The sequence below is a fragment of the Pantoea sp. S18 genome (assembly GCF_045689705.1).
Taxonomy (GTDB): domain Bacteria; phylum Pseudomonadota; class Gammaproteobacteria; order Enterobacterales; family Enterobacteriaceae; genus Pantoea; species Pantoea symbiotica.
Genome location: NZ_CP142688.1, coordinates 4,260,665 through 4,279,467, shown reverse-complemented (window position 1 = coordinate 4,279,467; position 18,803 = coordinate 4,260,665). Strand labels below are relative to the sequence as shown.

At 53.5% G+C, this 18,803-nt stretch carries 17 protein-coding genes; all 17 read right to left on the bottom strand.

What is annotated here, in order from left to right:
- Window positions 1-20: 20 nt before the first annotated feature.
- A complete protein-coding gene (pstS, locus tag VIJ98_RS19935; RefSeq protein WP_008106709.1) occupies window positions 21-1,064 on the bottom strand; it encodes a phosphate ABC transporter substrate-binding protein PstS in 1,044 nt (347 codons plus the stop codon).
- 175 nt (window positions 1,065-1,239) lie between these two features.
- Window positions 1,240-3,069: a glutamine--fructose-6-phosphate transaminase (isomerizing) gene (gene glmS / locus VIJ98_RS19930; protein ID WP_008106713.1), complete on the bottom strand. Its 1,830-nt coding sequence runs from the start codon at window positions 3,067-3,069 to the stop codon at window positions 1,240-1,242.
- Between the two features lie 130 nt (window positions 3,070-3,199).
- Window positions 3,200-4,570, bottom strand: a complete 1,371-nt coding sequence (gene glmU, locus VIJ98_RS19925) for a bifunctional UDP-N-acetylglucosamine diphosphorylase/glucosamine-1-phosphate N-acetyltransferase GlmU (RefSeq protein ID WP_323275684.1) — start codon at window positions 4,568-4,570, stop codon at window positions 3,200-3,202.
- A 208-nt stretch (window positions 4,571-4,778) separates the two neighbouring features.
- Window positions 4,779-5,198: a F0F1 ATP synthase subunit epsilon gene (locus VIJ98_RS19920; RefSeq protein ID WP_008106717.1), complete on the bottom strand. Its 420-nt coding sequence runs from the start codon at window positions 5,196-5,198 to the stop codon at window positions 4,779-4,781.
- Window positions 5,199-5,222: 24 nt separating this feature from the next.
- A complete protein-coding gene (gene atpD / locus VIJ98_RS19915) occupies window positions 5,223-6,620 on the bottom strand; it encodes a F0F1 ATP synthase subunit beta (protein ID WP_008106718.1) in 1,398 nt (465 codons plus the stop codon).
- A 63-nt stretch (window positions 6,621-6,683) separates the two neighbouring features.
- Window positions 6,684-7,550 (bottom strand): F0F1 ATP synthase subunit gamma, encoded by an 867-nt coding sequence (atpG, locus tag VIJ98_RS19910; RefSeq protein ID WP_007893596.1) that lies wholly within the window; start codon window positions 7,548-7,550, stop codon window positions 6,684-6,686.
- Between the two features lie 52 nt (window positions 7,551-7,602).
- On the bottom strand, window positions 7,603-9,144 hold the full coding sequence (gene atpA, locus VIJ98_RS19905; protein ID WP_008106721.1) for a F0F1 ATP synthase subunit alpha: 1,542 nt from the start codon (window positions 9,142-9,144) through the stop codon (window positions 7,603-7,605).
- Between the two features lie 14 nt (window positions 9,145-9,158).
- Complete coding sequence (atpH, locus tag VIJ98_RS19900; protein ID WP_008106723.1) at window positions 9,159-9,692, bottom strand: F0F1 ATP synthase subunit delta; 534 nt, start codon at window positions 9,690-9,692, stop codon at window positions 9,159-9,161.
- A gap of 14 nt (window positions 9,693-9,706) precedes the next feature.
- Complete coding sequence (atpF, locus tag VIJ98_RS19895) at window positions 9,707-10,177, bottom strand: F0F1 ATP synthase subunit B (protein ID WP_007893603.1); 471 nt, start codon at window positions 10,175-10,177, stop codon at window positions 9,707-9,709.
- A gap of 107 nt (window positions 10,178-10,284) precedes the next feature.
- Window positions 10,285-10,524, bottom strand: a complete 240-nt coding sequence (gene atpE / locus VIJ98_RS19890) for a F0F1 ATP synthase subunit C (protein WP_003849523.1) — start codon at window positions 10,522-10,524, stop codon at window positions 10,285-10,287.
- Window positions 10,525-10,573: 49 nt separating this feature from the next.
- Window positions 10,574-11,392, bottom strand: coding sequence for a F0F1 ATP synthase subunit A (atpB, locus tag VIJ98_RS19885; protein WP_007893608.1), 819 nt, complete (start codon window positions 11,390-11,392; stop codon window positions 10,574-10,576).
- 8 nt (window positions 11,393-11,400) lie between these two features.
- Window positions 11,401-11,781 (bottom strand): F0F1 ATP synthase subunit I, encoded by a 381-nt coding sequence (gene atpI / locus VIJ98_RS19880; RefSeq protein ID WP_008106725.1) that lies wholly within the window; start codon window positions 11,779-11,781, stop codon window positions 11,401-11,403.
- Between the two features lie 713 nt (window positions 11,782-12,494).
- Window positions 12,495-13,112 carry a 16S rRNA (guanine(527)-N(7))-methyltransferase RsmG gene (gene rsmG / locus VIJ98_RS19875; RefSeq protein ID WP_008106727.1) on the bottom strand — a complete coding sequence of 206 codons (618 nt, stop codon included), beginning with the start codon at window positions 13,110-13,112 and terminating at the stop codon, window positions 12,495-12,497.
- Window positions 13,113-13,159: 47 nt separating this feature from the next.
- Window positions 13,160-15,049, bottom strand: a complete 1,890-nt coding sequence (mnmG, locus tag VIJ98_RS19870) for a tRNA uridine-5-carboxymethylaminomethyl(34) synthesis enzyme MnmG (protein ID WP_176973320.1) — start codon at window positions 15,047-15,049, stop codon at window positions 13,160-13,162.
- Window positions 15,050-15,491: 442 nt separating this feature from the next.
- Window positions 15,492-15,932 carry an FMN-binding protein MioC gene (mioC, locus tag VIJ98_RS19865; protein ID WP_323275662.1) on the bottom strand — a complete coding sequence of 147 codons (441 nt, stop codon included), beginning with the start codon at window positions 15,930-15,932 and terminating at the stop codon, window positions 15,492-15,494.
- Window positions 15,933-16,086: 154 nt separating this feature from the next.
- Window positions 16,087-16,548 carry a transcriptional regulator AsnC gene (gene asnC, locus VIJ98_RS19860; RefSeq protein ID WP_008106733.1) on the bottom strand — a complete coding sequence of 154 codons (462 nt, stop codon included), beginning with the start codon at window positions 16,546-16,548 and terminating at the stop codon, window positions 16,087-16,089.
- A 106-nt stretch (window positions 16,549-16,654) separates the two neighbouring features.
- The gene (ovoA, locus tag VIJ98_RS19855; protein WP_323275659.1) at window positions 16,655-18,781 is read right to left on the bottom strand and encodes a 5-histidylcysteine sulfoxide synthase; all 2,127 of its coding nucleotides are present in this window, start codon (window positions 18,779-18,781) and stop codon (window positions 16,655-16,657) included.
- Window positions 18,782-18,803: the final 22 nt, after the last annotated feature.

Here is an 18,803-nt window from a genome sequence, read left to right as displayed (position 1 = left end):
CGGCTGGCCAGGTAAATCTGTTACTGATACAGCGCTTTACCGGAGCTATCTTTGATGTTCGCTTTCCACGCTGCACGAATCTGGTTAGCAACGCTTTCTGGCAGCGCGGCGTAATCCAGGTCGGTTGCGGTTTTGCTGCCACCTTTGTAAGCCCAGTCGAAGAACTTCAGTACTTCGCTACCTTTTTCCGCATTCGCCTGATCTTTGTAAATCAGGATGAAGGTGGTCGAGGTGATCGGCCATGCTGCGTTGCCTTTCTGGAAGGTCAGATCCTGAGCAAAGGTTTTGCTCCAGTCTGCGCCTTTCGCGGCGTTCGCAAAGCTCTCTTCGCTTGGTGCGACCGCTTTACCGTCGGCATCAACCAGTTTGGTGTAGGTCAGGTTGTTCTGCTTGGCGTAAGCGTATTCCACATAGCCAATTGAACCCGGCAGACGCTGTACGAATGCGGCCACGCCGTCGTTACCTTTACCGCCCAGACCGGTCGGCCAGTTAACGGTGTTACCTTTACCGATTTTGCTGTTCCACTCTTCGTTCACTTTCGCCAGGTAGCTGGTGAAGACGAATGAAGTACCGGAACCGTCAGCGCGGCGAACCACGTTGATGTTGGAATCTGGCAGTTTCACGCCTGGGTTCAGTTTAGTGATCGCCGGGTCGTTCCACTTTTTGATGGTACCGAGGTAGATGTCGCCCACGGTTTTACCGTCGAGAGTAAGTTCACCTGATTTCACACCTGGGATGTTAACCGCCAGCACCACGCCACCGATCACGGTAGGGAACTGGAACAGGCCGTTTTTCTGCAGATCTTCTTCTTTCATTGGCGCATCAGACGCACCGAAATCGACGGTTTTAGCGATGATTTGCTTCACGCCGCCTGAAGAACCAATACCCTGATAGTTGATTTTGCTACCGGTGGCTTGCTGGTACTCGGCTGCCCACTTGGCATAAACCGGCGCCGGGAATGTCCCGCCTGCGCCCGTCAGATCGGTTGCTGCAAAAGCAGAGACCGCGCTTACTGCGAAGGTGGCGGCGAGGATTCGGGCTACGGTGCTACGCATCAGTGTCATGTTCCCTCCAGGGGATTTAAAAAAATCAGGCTCAATGCCATTTTAGTAGGAGTCGTGATTGCTGCTGGAGGGAAAATAGGACAGTTTGATGACAGTGAAATGTACGAAATATGACAGTTATATGACAGCGTGCAGAAATGAAGCGGGCCCGTTGTGGGCCCACTCTTATAGCAGTTTATTCAACGGTAACTGATTTCGCCAGGTTACGTGGTTGGTCAACGTCGGTGCCTTTAATCAGCGCCACATGATACGAGAGCAGCTGTAACGGCACGGTGTAGAAGATCGGTGCAATCACCTCTTCTACATGCGGCAGAGAGATGATTTTCATGCCATCGCTGTCGCTGAAACCTGCATCCTGATCGGCAAACACGTACAGCAAACCGCCGCGCGCGCGTACCTCTTCAATATTGGATTTCAGCTTCTCCAGCAGTTCGTTGTTAGGCGCGACCACGATCACCGGCATATCCGCATCAATCAGCGCCAGCGGGCCGTGCTTCAGCTCGCCCGCCGCATAGGCTTCGGCGTGGATGTAGGAGATCTCTTTCAGCTTCAGCGCGCCTTCCATAGCGATTGGATACTGATCGCCACGGCCAAGGAACAGCGCGTGATGTTTATCCGAGAAACCTTCCGCCAGATTTTCGATCACTTTGTCCTGCGCCAGCATCTGCTCGATGCGGCTCGGCAAAGCCTGCAGCGCGTGCACAATCTCGTGCTCGGTTTCGGCTTTCATGCCATGCAGACGACCGAGTTTCGCCACCAGCATCAGCAATACCGCCAACTGCGTGGTGAAGGCTTTGGTCGAGGCAACGCCAATTTCGGTACCGGCTTTGGTCATCAGCGCCAAATCGGATTCACGCACCAGCGATGAACCGGCCACGTTACAGATCGCCAGCGAACCGAGATAACCCAGCTCTTTTGACAGGCGCAACGCCGCCAGCGTATCGGCGGTTTCACCCGATTGTGACAGCGTGATCAGCAGACTATTTTTACGCACCGCAGATTTGCGATAACGGAATTCCGAAGCGATTTCCACATCACAAGGCAGATTAGCCAGCGACTCAAACCAGTAGCGCGACACCATGCCAGAGTTGTATGAAGTACCGCAGGCGATGATCTGAATATGTTCGACCTGGCTCAGCAGCTTCTCAGCATCCGGGCCCAGCTCGCTGAGATCGACTTCGCCGTGATTGAAACGACCGGTGATGGTGTTTTTGATCGCGTTCGGCTGCTCGTAAATCTCTTTCTGCATGTAGTGACGATAGATGCCTTTGTCACCGGCATCGTATTGCGCGGTCGATTCGATTTCGGCGCGCTTAGCCGTTTTACCGTCACGATCGATAATGGTGACTTCGCGGCGGGTGATCTCGGCAATATCGCCCTCTTCCAGATAGATGAAGCGACGCGTCACCGGCAGCAGTGCCAGCTGATCGGAAGCAATAAAGTTTTCACCCACGCCACGGCCAATCACCAGCGGGCTACCGGAACGCGCCGCCACCAGCAGCGAAGGATCGCGGCTGTCCATGATCACCATGCCATACGCACCGCGCAGCTGCGGAATGACGCGCAGCACCACTTCACGCAGCGTGCCGCCCTGCTTCTGCTCCCAATGCACCAGATGCGCCACCACTTCGGTGTCGGTTTCTGAGGCAAAGTGATAGCCGCGCTCAAGCAACTGCGCGCGCAGCGGCTCATGGTTCTCAATGATGCCGTTGTGCACGATGATGATGTGCTCGGAAACGTGCGGATGCGCATTGGCCTCCGACGGTTCACCGTGGGTCGCCCAGCGCGTGTGTGCGATACCGGTGCCGCCAATCAGCGGCTGCTGCTCTGCGGCTTCCGCCAGGTTCTGCACTTTACCCAGACGACGCAGGCGCGTCATATGGCCCTGACGGTCAACAACGGCTAATCCCGCTGAGTCATAACCGCGATACTCAAGACGACGCAAACCTTCCAGCAGAATTTCTGCGATGTCACGCTGCGCTACTGCACCAACAATTCCACACATAGTAATTTCCTGACTTCATGGCTTTCGGCCATTGCGTTGTCATACGACCTGATTTCCCCGAGCCTTGTAGAGAGTGGGGATATTTTTTTATGGCACTGCAAACAGGCCGATCGTTGTCGGCCTTTAAAATTTATTTTTTCTTAACAGGGCGCTGCCAGCCCGATTTTTGATTCTGCTCTTTACGGTTGTAGACCAGATCCGCCGCGGAGACATCTTTCATTACCGTGGTGCCTGCGGCGATGGTGGCGCCGCTCGCTACGGTTACAGGCGCTACCAATTGCGTATCGGAGCCGACAAACACGTTATCGCCGATGATGGTTTTGGATTTGTTGGCGCCATCGTAGTTACAGGTAATGGTGCCCGCGCCGATATTCACACCCGCGCCAATTTCCGCATCGCCGAGATAAGAGAGATGACCGGCTTTGGAGCCTTTGCCGAGAGTGGCTTTCTTCATCTCTACGAAGTTGCCCACGTGCGCTTCTTCCGCCAACTCGCTGCCCGGACGCAGACGCGCAAAAGGCCCAACCGTACAGGCGGCGGCTAAGGTGGCATCTTCGATCACCGAATAGGGGCTGATTTCGCAGTCGTCAGCAATCACGCTATTTTTGATGATGCAGCCTGCACCGATTTTTACGCGGTCGCCGAGCGTGACCTTGCCTTCGATGATCACGTTGGTATCGATCTCAACATCGCGGCCGTGTTGCAGCGAACCGCGTAGATCGAAACGCGCCGGATCTCGCAGCATTACACCCGCCAGCAACAGCTTCTCTGCCTGCTCGCTTTGGTAGACACGCTCAAGCGTTGCCAGCTGCAGGCGGTTGTTGACGCCGTCGGTTTCGCTGATGCGCGCCGGATGCACCGCATTGATCACGCGGCTTTCGTGGTGCGCCATGGCGATGATATCGGTGATATAGAATTCGCCCTGTGCGTTGTTGTTGTTAAGCTGCGCCAGCCAGCGCTTGAGGTCGCCGCCGTTGGCAATCAGGATGCCGGTGTTAATTTCCTGAATTTTCAGCTGTTCTGGCGAGGCATCTTTCTGCTCGATAATGCCGGTCACCGTGCCGTTTTCACGCACGATACGACCGTAACCGGTTGGGTTATCCAGAACCACAGTGAGTAAGCCAATGCCGCCAGCGGGTTTCGCGTCGCGCAGACGTTGCAAGCTGGCCTGCGAAATCAGCGGCACATCGCCGTACAGCATCAGAATATCTTCGTCATCGGCAAAGAAGGGCGCGGCCTGCTGCATCGCGTGGCCGGTACCGAGTTGTTCGGCCTGCAGCACCCAGTTGAGTGCGTTATGCGCTAACGTCGATTGCAGCAAATCTCCGCCGTGGCCATAAACCAAGTGGATCTGCTGGGCGCCCAAACCGGTTGCGGCATCAATCACGTGTTGAACCATCGGTTTACCTGCAAGGGCGTGCAGAACTTTGGGCAGGTCGGAATACATTCGGGTGCCTTTGCCAGCGGCTAAGATCACCACACTCATCGCGTTCGTAGACATAACTATCCTGATTCTCTTCAACTGTCGAAAGTGTAAGGTTTAGCCCTGAGATTACTACATTTTTCTCGGGTCGAAATTAGCGGGGTTGGGGGAAAGCGGATTGAGGTTTGCTGGTGGCCGCCGTAAATGGCGATCCTACGAGATGATGGATTTTGGGCAAAAAAATGCCAACCCAAAGGGCTGGCATTTCGTGACGCATAAAGCCTGATTACATCGCTTTTTTGGTCAGCTCGATGACACGCAGTTTCGCGATGGCTTTCGCCAGTTCCGCAGAAGCCTGAGCATAGTCCACGTCGCCGTGACTGCTGTTCATGTGCTCTTCTGCTTTACGTTTCGCTTCCAGCGCGCGCGCTTCGTCCAGATCTTCGCCGCGAATCGCGGTGTCGGCCAGAACGGTGGTGCTGCCAGGCTGAACTTCCAGCACGCCGCCAGAGAGGTAAATAAACTCCTCTTCGCCGTGCTGTTTCACGATGTGAATCATACCAGGCTTGATGGCTGTCAGCAGCGGGGCGTGGCCAGGACGAATCCCCAACTCACCTTCGCTACCTGACACCTGGATACGCTCGACCAGACCGGAGAACATTTGTTGCTCCGCGCTGACCACGTCCAGATGATAAGTCATAGCCATACCATTCCTCCTGGGAAACCTAAATTACAGTTTCTTCGCTTTTTCTACGGCTTCTTCGATAGCGCCGACCATGTAGAACGCCTGCTCTGGCAGGTGGTCGAATTCGCCTTCCATGATGCCTTTGAAGCCACGGATGGTGTCTTTCAGGGTCACGTACTTACCTGGAGAACCGGTGAAGACTTCAGCAACGAAGAACGGCTGAGACAGGAAGCGCTGAATCTTACGCGCACGTGCCACCAACAGTTTGTCTTCTTCAGACAGCTCGTCCATACCAAGGATGGCGATGATGTCTTTCAGTTCCTGGTAACGCTGCAGCAGAGACTGCACGCCACGCGCAACGTCATAGTGCTCCTGACCCACGATCAGTGGATCCAGCTGACGGCTGGTTGAATCCAGCGGGTCAACGGCTGGGTAGATACCCAGAGAGGCGATCTGACGGCTCAGCGTAACGGTTGAGTCTAAGTGAGCAAAGGTGGTTGCTGGTGACGGGTCAGTCAAGTCATCCGCAGGAACGTAAACGGCCTGAACAGAAGTGATTGAACCAGTCTTAGTGGAGGTAATACGCTCCTGCAACACACCCATCTCTTCTGCCAGCGTTGGCTGATAGCCTACCGCAGATGGCATACGACCCAGCAGTGCTGATACTTCAGTACCGGCCAGGGTGTAACGATAGATGTTGTCGATGAACAGCAGAACGTCACGGCCTTCATCACGGAATTTTTCCGCCATGGTCAAGCCGGTCAGTGCTACGCGCAGACGGTTACCCGGCGGCTCGTTCATCTGGCCATACACCAGCGCTACTTTATCGATAACGTTGGAGTCAGTCATTTCGTGGTAGAAGTCGTTACCCTCACGAGTACGCTCACCCACGCCAGCAAATACCGAATAACCTGAGTGCTCAGCCGCGATGTTACGGATCAGCTCCATCATGTTTACGGTTTTACCTACACCCGCACCACCGAACAGACCGACTTTACCGCCCTTAGCGAACGGACACATCAGGTCGATAACCTTGATGCCGGTTTCCAGCAGTTCCTGCGAGTTAGACTGATCTTCATAAGAAGGTGCTGCACGGTGAATAGAGGAAACCTCTACTACAGTGCCGTCGTCATTCTGCAGGTCGCCTTTCATGTCGATTGGCTCACCCAATACGTTCATGATACGGCCGAGGGTTGCTTTACCAACCGGAACCTGGATAGGTTTTTTCAGGTCAGTAACTTCCAGACCGCGCTTCAGGCCGTCAGAAGTACCCATGGCGATGGTACGAACCACGCCACCACCCAGCTGCTGCTGAACTTCCAGCACCAGACGAGCATCACCATTTTTCACCTCGAGAGCGCTGTATACCTGCGGTACCGCGTCCTGAGGGAATTCGACGTCAACTACGGCGCCGATAATCTGGACAATCTTTCCAGCTGCCATCTTGAATCCTCTACCTAATACGAAAATACCCAGCCGCGCTCGCGCGACAGGATATATGCCTGGTTAAACCGCGGAGGCTCCCGAGACGATCTCGGTAAGTTCCTGGGTGATGCTGGCCTGACGAGCTTTGTTGTAAACCAACTGCAGCTCTTTGATCAGGTTTCCGCCGTTATCGGTTGCAGCTTTCATCGCAACCATACGTGCGGCCTGCTCACTGGCCAGGTTTTCCACCACACCCTGATAAACCTGCGATTCGACGTAACGACGCAGCAGGGTATCCAGCAGCGCTTTCGGATCGGGTTCGTACAGGTAATCCCAGGTCTTCGCCTTCATCTCTTCTTCACCTTCCGCTGGCGGTAACGGCAGCAGTTGGGTAATGGTCGGAGTCTGAGACATGGTGTTATTAAACTTGTTGGCAACGATATACAGCTTGTCGATGCGACCTTCATCATAGGCCTGCAACATCACTTTTACCGGGCCGATCAAATCAGACAGTGCAGGCTTATCGCCCATACCGGTGACCTGTGCCACGATGTTGCCACCTACAGAGCCGAAGAATGAATTGCCTTTCGAACCGATAACGGCCAGATCGCTCTGTACGCCTTTATCTGCCCAGCCTTTCATATCTGCCAGCAATTTTTTGAACAGGTTAATGTTCAAACCACCACAAAGCCCGCGGTCAGTCGAAACGACCAGGTAGCCGACGCGCTTAACGTCACGCTCATCCAGGTAAGGGTGCTTGTATTCCAGATTACCCAGAGCAAGGTGACCAATCACTTTGCGCATGGTATCTGCATACGGACGGCTGGCCGCCATGCGTTCCTGCGTTTTACGCATTTTGGAGGCGGCGACCATTTCCATCGCTTTGGTGATCTTCTGCGTATTTTTTACGCTTCCGATCTTACTACGTATTTCTTTTGCGCCGGCCATTAGCTTCTCCTCAAAGCCTTGCGGCCTGCCTTTTCAGACAAGCCGCCAGACATTACCAGGACTGGGTTGCTTTAAACGTTTCGAGGAGGCCTTTCAGCTTCTCTTCGATTTCGTTATTGAAGTTACCCGCTTGGTTGATTTCAGCCATCAGCTCAGCGTGATCGCGATCCGCGAACGCCAGCAGAGCGGCTTCGAAGCTGCCGACTTTCGCCAGTTCAACATCGTTCAGATAGCCGCGCTCAGCAGCAAACAGCACCAGACCCTGTTGCGCGACTGACATCGGCGCATACTGTTTCTGTTTCAGCAACTCGGTCACTTTCTGACCGTGGCTCAGCTGTTTACGCGTTGCATCGTCCAGATCAGAAGCGAACTGAGAGAACGCAGCCAGTTCACGATACTGTGCCAGAGCGGTACGAATACCACCGGACAGTTTCTTGATGATCTTGGTCTGTGCAGCACCACCAACACGGGATACCGAGATACCCGGGTTAACGGCTGGACGAATACCGGAGTTGAACAGGTTAGATTCCAGGAAGATCTGACCATCAGTAATCGAGATTACGTTGGTCGGAACGAACGCAGAAACGTCACCCGCCTGAGTTTCGATGATTGGCAGTGCGGTCAGAGAACCGGTCTGGCCTTTCACTTCACCATTGGTGAAGCGCTCAACGTAGTCAGCGCTAACGCGTGATGCACGCTCCAGCAGACGAGAGTGGAGATAGAACACGTCGCCAGGGAATGCTTCACGACCTGGTGGACGGCGCAGCAGCAGAGAAATCTGACGGTAAGCAACAGCCTGCTTAGACAGGTCATCGTACACGATCAGTGCATCTTCACCGCGGTCACGGAAGTACTCACCCATCGCACAACCAGCGTACGGTGACAGGTACTGCAGTGCTGCAGATTCAGAAGCAGAAGCGACAACCACGATGGTGTTAGCCAGCGCGCCGTGCTCTTCCAGTTTGCGAACTACGTTAGAAATGGTTGACGCTTTCTGGCCAATCGCAACGTAGACACACTTGATGCCTGAATCGCGCTGGTTGATGATGGCGTCGATTGCCATTGCGGTTTTACCGGTCTGACGGTCACCGATGATCAGCTCACGCTGGCCACGGCCGATTGGAATCATCGCATCGACAGATTTGTAACCGGTCTGAACAGGCTGGTCTACTGACTGACGGTCGATAACGCCCGGTGCAATCACTTCAACAGGCGAGAAGCCGTCGTTTTCGATTGCGCCTTTACCGTCGATCGGTGCACCCAGGGTGTTCACCACACGGCCCAGCAGGCCACGGCCAACTGGAACTTCTAAAATACGACCCGTACATTTTACTTTCATGCCTTCCGCGAGGTCAGCATACGGGCCCATCACTACTGCACCAACCGAGTCACGCTCGAGGTTCAGTGCGATAGCGTAACGGTTGCCCGGCAGGGCAATCATCTCACCCTGCATGACATCGGCCAGGCCGTGTACGCGGATGATACCGTCACTTACAGAAACAATAGTACCTTCGTTGTGAGCTTCACTCACGACATTGAACTGAGCAATGCGCTGCTTGATCAGTTCGCTGATTTCGGTGGAATTCAGTTGCATATGCTCCAGTCCCCTTAAGACTGCAAGACGTCTGCCAGACGATCAAGACGGCCGCGTACGCTGCCATCAATGACCAGGTCACCCGCACGGATAACCACACCTGCCATTACAGACTTATCAATTTTGCAATTCAGCTTAACTTTACGTGACAGACGTTTTTCCATCGCGGCGCTGATTTTAGTCAGCTGACTGTCACTCAGCGTGCTGGCAGAAATCACATCAACTTCGGCTGTCGCTTCATAAGCGTCACGCAGTTGAATGTACTGAGCCAGTACCGCTGGAAGCGCTGTCAAACGTCCGTTTTCGGCCATTACCTTAATCAGGTTCTGGGCGTTTTCATCAAGTTGATCGCCACAAACTGCAATGAAAGAAGCAGATAACGCTTCCGGTGCAAGCGCACCGGAAAGAAGATCTGCGATCTGTTCGTTGCGAGCCACTTCTGCGGCAAACGCCAGCATTGATTGCCAGCGATCGATGCTTTGATGCTCAACAGCAAAGTCAAAAGCTGCTTTGGCGTAGGGGCGAGCTACAGTAATCAGATCAGACATCAGCCCCTCCCTCCTTACAGTTCAGCGACCAGTTTATCAACGATGTCGCTGTTAGCAGCTTCATCCACGGAACGTTCGATGATTTTCTCGGCGCCAGCTAATGCCAGCAACGCGACTTGCTTACGCAGCTCTTCACGGGCACGCGAACGCTCGGCATCAATTTCTGCCTGCGCCTGTGCCACGATGCGGTTACGTTCAGTCTCAGCTTCGGTTTTCGCTTCGTCCAGAATCTGGGCACGGCGTTTGTTCGCCTGCTCGATAATGACCTGAGCGTCTTCTTTCGCTTTTTTCAGCTGGTCGGTCGCATTGGCCTGCGCGAGATCTAAATCTTTCTTCGCGCGCTCAGCAGAAGCAAGGCCTTCAGCAATTTCTTTCTGGCGCTTTTCGATGGCAGCCATAATCGGCGGCCATACGTACTTCATGCAGAACGCGACAAACAGAATGAACGCGATGGCCTGGCCGAGGATTGTTGCATTAATGTTCACAGCACAATGCCTCTTATTAAGTTAACTTGCTCTGCCGCTATCAGAGATAAACGGCAGAATCCGTCCCTCATCACACCAGGTGCCATGAGTGAACAAGGCTACCAGGTTTAAGCGACAGCAAACATCACGTAGAGACCCAGACCTACAGCGATCATCGGGATTGCATCCACCAGACCCATTACAACAAAGAACTGCGTACGCAGCAGAGGGATCAGATCCGGTTGACGCGCGGCGCCTTCCAGGAATTTACCTCCGAGGATGCCGATACCGATCGCAGCACCGATTGCCGCCAGGCCCATCATCACAGCGGCAGCCATGTACAGCAGATCCATATTCAGGTTTTCCATGACAGTCTCCAGTTTGTTTCAGTTAAAAGCTTAAGTGTTGAGATAAAAATCAATGTTCTTCAGATGCCATCGACAGATAGACGATCGTGAGGACCATGAAAATGAAAGCCTGCAGCGAAATGATCAGGATGTGGAAAATGGCCCAAGGCACATTCAACAACCACTGCGACCACCACGGCAGCAAGCCGGCAATCAGGATAAAGATCAACTCACCCGCATACATGTTACCGAACAGTCGCAGACCCAGTGAAACAGGCTTGGACAGCAGGCTAACACCTTCAAGAATCAGGTTAATGGGGATGAAGATCGGGTGATTAAAAGGCTGCAGCGTCAACTCTTTGGTGAAGCCGCCAATGCCTTTCATTTTGATGCTGTAGAACAGAATCAAAATAAATACGCCCAGCGCCATAGACAGCGTGATGTTCACGTCTGCAGACGGCACGACGCGCAGCGCCGGCAGGCCTAAATAGTGCTCGCCGATAAACGGCAGCAAATCGATAGGCAGCAGATCCATGAAGTTCATCAGGAAGACCCAGACGAAAATCGTCAGAGCCAGCGGGGCGATAAGTTTGCTTTTACCGTGGTACATGTCGCGCACGTTGTTATCAACGAAGCCGACAACCAGTTCGATAGCCGCTTGTAATTTCCCTGGAACACCGCTGGTAGCGCTTTTCGCCACTTTACGGAACAACACCAGGAAAATCAGTCCCAGCACCACAGAGAAAAACATGGAATCGATATTTAATACCCAGAACGTCGCGGGAGCGTCGTGCGGATTCACCAACTCGAAAGTACGCAGGTCCAACTGAAGGTTATTCAGGTGGTGACCTATGTATTCTTGCGGAGTAGAGATTTCTCCAGCAGCCATGATGCCTCTTACCCTTTGTTGTTAATTACAGCCGGAGCGACGATCTGCACCACCAGCACCGATAACCACGTGATTGCGAGTGGCCAGAAGACCGCTCCAAACACACCCAACGCCACCGCGAGGAAAATGACGGTTGTGAACACCTTCAACACTTCACCGAGGGCGAAGCTCCAGGCAACACGTCCTTTCGCAGGCGTTTGATCCTGCAGGCGCCAGGCCAAAAACATAAACAACACGTTCGGCAGCCAGGCTGCCACTCCACCCGCGAAGGCGGAGGCGCCCCAGGTAACCTCTTTCAGGGTAAAGAGCGCACCGATGATGACAAAGGTCACCAGCTGAATGATCAGCACGGCCCGGGCTAATTTCACACTGTAAAGAGACACTGACATGACGCTGAACTCTCCTGCCCCGAACGGGGTATGTCGCGTGTCGTATAAGACTGCCTTTACTCATTTGAGTCAAGCAGCAAAAGCCGTGCAAATTATACGGGCGCCACCTGCGATTTCAATCGGTAAGTAGCGAAAAGGTGAACAATTATTTAAATTTCTTTCTGAAGGGCTATTTTTCAAAACATCGTCATTAGGCAATGTCTGACTTAAATGCTGAAAATGCCCGATCGACTTGCTTTTAAAGCGTGCTTTAGATCACATAATAAACAAGGAATGCCTGACTGAATTTGTACCAGTTAAGATTTATACGATTTCAAATTCGACTAAAGCATCTATAAATCAGTGCATTAAATTTATTTATTAGGTGTTGGACTACGATTTTCGAGAAAAACACTCTATTGACATCATGCGCTGCAATAAAAACGCAAAACTGATATTACGCACGCCAATTTATTGCAAAGTTATATTTTCCCCAGTGATTATTTGGTTGGGTAAATACACGCAATAAAGTGATCTAAGTGATAATGAAATGTGAAATGTTCGTTAAATGTAACAGAGCTTTTCGGATAATTTCCGTCGGAGATGTTAACTCGCTCGCCCTGCCCTGCTAAATAAAAGCTTTTACCTAAAAGTGTTCAATCGCTGCTTTTTCGTTCAGGGAAAAGACTAAGGCAAACGGCATGAACTGGCTCAAATCCATATCGTTTAAAAGGCTATTGGCGGGTAATCACCACCAGATGACGTTCACCATCCAGTTCGGGTACCTGCAGCGGTTGAATTTTCTCTACCGTAAAGCCCGCCGGTAATGCAGAAATCTCATCATCCGGACGCACGCCTTTCAGGGCATAAAAGCGACCTTCAGGGCTCGGCAGATGATGACACCAGTTCAGCATATCTTCTAGTGAAGCAAATGCACGGCTGATAACACCATCGAATGGCGGCTCAGACGGGAACTCTTCAACGCGGCTCTGCACTGGCGTGACGTTAGTAAGTCCTAACTCATGTTGTACCTGTCGCAGGAAACGCACGCGTTTGCCGAGGCTATCCAGCAAGGTGAAATGCGATTGCGGGCGCACAATGGCCAGCGGAATACCCGGTAAGCCCGGACCGGTGCCCACATCAATAAAGCGTTCGCCCTGCAGATGTGGCTCAACCACCACGCTGTCGAGAATATGGCGCACCAGCATCTGCTGCGGATCGCGCACCGATGTCAGGTTATAGGCCTTATTCCACTTATGCAGCAACTCTACATAGCCAACCAACTGCTGTTTTTGTTGATCGGTAAGGGAAATGTTTGCCGCATTCAGCAGCGAGGAGAGTTTGTTGATCACGACGAGAATTCCATTAACGGGGGCGAGTTGCCTCACCCCAAAGTCTATCAGGCGCTTTTACGCAGCAGGCCCTGTTTTTTCAGGTAAATCAGCAGAATTGAAATTGCCGCAGGCGTGATACCCGAAATACGCGAAGCCTGGCCGATGGACGTCGGTTTGTGATCGTTGAGTTTGGCGATCACTTCATTCGACAAGCCATTCACCTGACGATAGTCGAGCTCAACAGGCAACAAGGTGTTTTCATTCCGCAACTGGCGATCGATCTCTTCCTGCTGACGCGCAATGTAACCTTCGTATTTCACCTGAATCTCCACCTGCTCAGCAGCTTGCTCATCAGGCAGTGCCGGACCGTAGCTGGCGAGTGACGTCAGCAGCGGATAGGTCATCTCTGGACGACGCAGCAGATCTTCACCGCTGGCTTCTTTGGTAAGCGGCGCGCTGATCACCGCGTTCACTTCAGCCACGTTATCCGATTTCGGATGCACCCACAGATCGCGCAGACGTTGACGCTCCTGCTCAATCGCTTCCAGTTTCTGGTTGTAGCGCGCCCAGCGGGCATCATCAACCAGACCGAGTTCGCGACCGGCTTCGGTCAAACGCAGGTCGGCGTTATCTTCACGCAGCATCAAGCGATACTCCGCGCGCGATGTAAACATACGATACGGCTCTTTCGTGCCCAGTGTGCAGAGATCGTCGACCAGCACACCGAGATAAGCTTGATCGCGGCGTGGCGCCCAGCCCTCTTTGTCGGCGGAAGCGCGTGCTGCGTTCAGACCAGCCAGCAAACCTTGCGCTGCCGCTTCTTCGTAGCCGGTGGTGCCGTTGATCTGGCCGGCAAAGAACAGGCCGTGGATAAATTTGCTCTCCAGCGTCGGTTTAAGATCGCGTGGATCGAAGAAGTCATACTCGATGGCATAACCCGGACGGATGATTTTCGCGTTTTCCAGTCCTTTCATCGAACGTACGATCTGCATCTGTACGTCAAACGGCAGGCTGGTGGAGATACCATTCGGGTAGATCTCGTTGCTGGTCAGGCCTTCCGGCTCCAGGAAGATCTGGTGCGCGTTACGATCGGCAAAGCGCATCACTTTGTCTTCGATCGACGGACAGTAACGTGGACCAATACCTTCGATGATCCCGGCATACATCGGGCTGCGATCGAGGTTATTGCGGATCACGTCATGCGTCTGTTCGTTGGTGTAGGTGATCCAGCACGGCACTTGTTGTGGATGCTGTGAAACCTTGCCCATGAACGAGAACACCGGCATCGGATTATCACCGTGCTGCGGTGTCAGCACCGAAAAATCAATCGAGCGTGCGTCGATACGTGGCGGCGTACCGGTTTTCAGACGGTTTACGCGCAGCGGCAGTGCACGCAGGCGTTTTGCCAATGGGATTGATGGCGGATCGCCTGCACGGCCTCCGCTGTAGTTATCCAGGCCAATGTGGATTTTGCCATCGAGGAAGGTTCCAACGGTCAGCACCACGGTTTTAGCGCGGAACTTCAAGCCCATTTGCGTTACCGCACCGACGACACGATCGTTTTCCACAATCAGATCGTCAACCGCCTGCTGGAAGATCATCAGGTTCGGTTGGTTCTCCAGCGCAGTGCGTACCGCCTGGCGATACAGTACACGGTCAGCTTGAGCACGAGTGGCACGAACGGCGGGGCCTTTGCTCGCGTTTAGTATCCTAAACTGGATACCTGCCTGGTCAATTGCCGTGGCCATCAAACCGCCTAAGGCATCCACTTCCTTCACCAGATGTCCTTTCCCGATGCCACCGATCGCGGGGTTACAGGACATTTGTCCAAGCGTATCAATGTTATGGGTGAGTAACAGGGTTTGCTGACCCATTCGGGCTGCGGCCATCGCGGCCTCTGTGCCCGCATGACCACCACCGATTACGATGACGTCAAAAGGATCTGGATAAAACATGAAGTGGGTCCTCGTTAGTGTTTCGGACAGGGATCGTTGCCCTGGGCGGTGGATTCTACTGAAATAATGTCGGCGGCGAAAGTCGCGGGATCCTGAGGTTTAAAAGAAAGGATCTTAAGTCTTTTATATGATCTCTCTGTTAGATCTACTATTAGGATCGCACCTTGCTGTTGATAACCCCGAAAAGCGCAGGCTTAACAGCAGATTAGAGAGGATCATTAGCTGTGAATGATCGGTGATCCTGATCCGTATAAGCTGGGATCAAAATAGCCACTTATGCACAGCCTAAAAAAGAAACAGCAGTTGTTCTTTGGATAACTACTGGTTATACGCATGAAACAGGCCATGTTATCCACAGTCGATCGTGTGTTTAAAGTGAAAAAACAGCGCAATCAACTAGGGATCATTCTATTTTCCCGATCCCCAGCCATCGAAGATCGTTTTAAATCTGCGTTTTCCATGTGGCGACCCACACTTCAGCCGCGTCTTCCGGGATCTCATGCTCCAGCACGTCGATCTCCAGGCGATCGCCAATGCGTTTGGCGCCCAACTGGTTCAATTGCTCTTCCAGCAGCTTGATCGCGCCGCAGAAAAGATCGTATTCATGGTTTCCGATGCCTACTGCACCATAACGTAAGCCCGAGAGGTCCGGTTTTGTCTCTTGCAGTGCATCATATAAAGGAAGCAAATTATCAGGCAGTTCACCGGCACCGTGCGTGGAGGTAACAATCAGCCAGATGCCTTCCGGTTGCAGCTCATCCAGCTCTGGGCCATGCAGCACCTCGGTTGAGAAGCCCGCTTCCTGCAGTTTTTCTTCCAGATGTTCAGCAACATATTCGGCGCTGCCAAGGGTACTTCCACTGATTAACGTAATATCGGCCATGATGCTCTCCCGCACTAAAGGCGAGCATTGTACGCTGTGATCAAGCCGTGATCCACCTGTGGAAAACAGGGTTAATAGATGAAAGCATCAGGCGACAAGTCGCGCCATACGCGCGATCTGCCGGGGATAAGTTTGTGCACAGCTTAGAGAGGGATCACGGCTTAATGGTGCGCATGATCGGGTTTTGCAGTGAGATCAGGGTTTCGGTGGATTGGATTTCGTCGATGGTCTGGATCTTGTTGATCAATACCTGTTGCAAGGCATCGATCGATCGGCACATCACTTTGATAAAGATGCTGTAGTGACCGGTGGTGTACCAGGCTTCAACCACTTCATCCAGCGCATCGAGTTTGCTCAGCGCCGCCGGATAATCGCGCGCGCTTTTGAGGATAATGCCGATAAAGCAGCACACATCGAAGCCAAGCTGACGCGGATCGATCTCCACGCGCGTGCCCAAAATAATGCCCGCCTGACGCATCTTCTCCACCCGCACATGAATGGTGCCGGGGCTGACGTTGAACTGTTTGGCGAGCTCGGCATAGGCGGTGCGCGCATTCTGCAGCAGCGCATTGAGAATGCCGCGATCCAGGTTATCCAGCTGAAGGTGTTCCGCCATTGTCCATCCTCGTTAAGTTCTTCTTCTATGAATAGAGGAGAATGTGCAGCAAATTAGCGGTGCAGGCAAGGTGCAGACAACAGGCTGGCCGTTGTCTGCATGCTTTTTAGCGCTTACGCCAGAAGGTCACTTGCGCCTGCGTGTGCTGGAATTTGCGCGCCGTTTCGCGGATGACAAATGGCACATCCTGCGGCGGTGCCACTTCATCGAAGGCATCACGCAAAAGACGCTGCAGCGCCTGATAGGTGGTCAGCGCTTCGCCATTTTCGCGCACACCGCCCAGCCAGTTCTCTTTGGGCGTGAAATCTTCCAGCCAGGTATACGGCGATGACAGCACCAGCAAACCGCCGGCGCGGATCATCGGGGTAATATCCTGCAGGAATCGCTTTGGCTGACGCAGACGATCAATCAGGTTAGAGGCCAGAACCAGATCGTAACGATCCGGCTGCGACTTCAGGTTACAGGCATCGCCCTGCACAAATTGAATGCGCTGCGCCTGTTCTGCTTCGAGACCAAACTCTTTCAGCCGCACCTGACGATACTCCACCAGCTCGCCTTCTTCTGGCACTACATAGCGGAAATCCTCACCGGAGGTCAGCTGCAGCGCAACATCAATAAAGCGCGCCGAGTAATCCATGCCGGTTACCGCGTCGAAGTGTCGCGCCAGTTCAAAACTGGCCCGCCCGGTGGCGCAGCCGATGTCCAGCGCCTGACCGCGCGCAGTACAGTGCGGCAGCAGTTTTTCCACCAGCGCCGCCGCGTAGTTAGGCACGTTGTAGTAGCTCGGCCCGTATTGGAAATCGAGATACTGCGACACCATGCTGTCAGTTTCATAAGGATTGAGCGCCATGCTCTCTTCATGGGAAGAAACCACATAGCGGAAACCGGCGTGCTGGAAGAAGTGACGACGGAAAGCGTAGCGCGCAGATTTCAGCGCTTCGTTGCCGGTGGAAATCCAGCTGCCACCTTTGATCAGCGCATGTTTGCCATCAAAGGTCGGCGTGGAGAAATCGTCGTACAACGGATGCACCATAAAGCCTTCGAAACCGTTGGTTGGCGTCGTGGTCCATTGCCAGACATTGCCGACGATGTCGTAAAACTCACCCTGCGCGAAACGGTCGACCGGGCTGGAGGAGGCCCAATATGCCAGATTGATATTGCCCGGCGCTTCAGTCCAATCCGGCTGATCGCCGCCAACCTGCTCACGCAGCTGCGCCCATTCGGCCTCGCAGGGAAGCTGAATAGATTTACCGGTCTCTTCGGCCAACCAGCGACAGAACGCGGCGGCTTCCAGTTGGTTCACTTCCGCTGGCCAATCCCACGGCATCGCCACTTCTTCGGCCAGTACGCGCAGTTTTAGCTGATCGGGCAGCTTTTCGTCACCAACCCAGAATGTCGGCATCTGTGCACCGGAGAATTCACGCCAGCCCCAACCTTCGTCATCCCACCAGCGTCGATGGTTATAACCGTCCGCAGCAATGAAGCGATAAAACTCGGCATTGCTGACCAGCATTTTGCTGGCCTTGAACGGTTTAAGTTCGGTCTGCTGACTGCCGTATTCGTTATCCCAGCCATAAGTGTCGTCGGTTTTGCCCTGCTGCACGCGGCCGCCGGGCATCGCGATCAAAGAATTTTCCGGTACCGATTGACGATCGTGACGCGCCTGCGGACAAACCGGCCAGTGCGGCTGAGGCTTGACCCATTCAATCGGCAACTGGCGCATCAGCACGCTGGAGGTTTCCAGATGAATACGCTCGTGCTCAATGCCCATCAACACCACCCACGCCGGGCTGTCCCAGCCGATTGGCAGTTCCAGCGGCAGGGTGCGAATAAACTCACTCACCAGGCTTTTCACTTTGCCACGATAGTCGCGCACCTCTGCGATGCTAGGCCAATCGTAATGGCTGTCGTTGAGATCGTCCCAACTCATCTCATCCACGCCGATCGCCATCATCGCTTCGATGCGATCGTCAACGCGTTGATCGAGATAGCGGCCCGCCATCAGCTTATTAATGTAGAAGGTCGCGGTGTGGCCAAAATAGAAGATCAGCGGATGGCGCAGCGAAATGGCTTTGTTAAACCAGGCGCGCTCGTCCGCCAGGCAATCAAACAGGCTTTCATACAGTTCCCAGGTTTGGGTGAAGTACGCCAGCAGCTCGGCCCTTTTTTGTTCGGAGTTTTGGCCGGAAAGTTTTAGCGTGCGGGTTGGTGCGGGAAGTTGGGCGGTCGTCACAAGGTGCTCCAGTTTGCTATGT

Coding starts and splice junctions, on each gene's coding strand:
- pstS (WP_008106709.1), bottom strand. CDS start 1,064: ATGACACTGATGCGTAGCACCGTAGCCCGAATCCTCGCCGCCACCTTC.
- glmS (WP_008106713.1), bottom strand. CDS start 3,069: ATGTGTGGAATTGTTGGTGCAGTAGCGCAGCGTGACATCGCAGAAATT.
- glmU (WP_323275684.1), bottom strand. CDS start 4,570: ATGTCTACGAACGCGATGAGTGTGGTGATCTTAGCCGCTGGCAAAGGC.
- VIJ98_RS19920 (WP_008106717.1), bottom strand. CDS start 5,198: ATGGCTATGACTTATCATCTGGACGTGGTCAGCGCGGAGCAACAAATG.
- atpD (WP_008106718.1), bottom strand. CDS start 6,620: ATGGCAGCTGGAAAGATTGTCCAGATTATCGGCGCCGTAGTTGACGTC.
- atpG (WP_007893596.1), bottom strand. CDS start 7,550: ATGGCCGGCGCAAAAGAAATACGTAGTAAGATCGGAAGCGTAAAAAAT.
- atpA (WP_008106721.1), bottom strand. CDS start 9,144: ATGCAACTGAATTCCACCGAAATCAGCGAACTGATCAAGCAGCGCATT.
- atpH (WP_008106723.1), bottom strand. CDS start 9,692: ATGTCTGATCTGATTACTGTAGCTCGCCCCTACGCCAAAGCAGCTTTT.
- atpE (WP_003849523.1), bottom strand. CDS start 10,524: ATGGAAAACCTGAATATGGATCTGCTGTACATGGCTGCCGCTGTGATG.
- atpB (WP_007893608.1), bottom strand. CDS start 11,392: ATGGCTGCTGGAGAAATCTCTACTCCGCAAGAATACATAGGTCACCAC.
- atpI (WP_008106725.1), bottom strand. CDS start 11,781: ATGTCAGTGTCTCTTTACAGTGTGAAATTAGCCCGGGCCGTGCTGATC.
- mnmG (WP_176973320.1), bottom strand. CDS start 15,049: ATGTTTTATCCAGATCCTTTTGACGTCATCGTAATCGGTGGTGGTCAT.
- mioC (WP_323275662.1), bottom strand. CDS start 15,932: ATGGCCGATATTACGTTAATCAGTGGAAGTACCCTTGGCAGCGCCGAA.
- asnC (WP_008106733.1), bottom strand. CDS start 16,548: ATGGCGGAACACCTTCAGCTGGATAACCTGGATCGCGGCATTCTCAAT.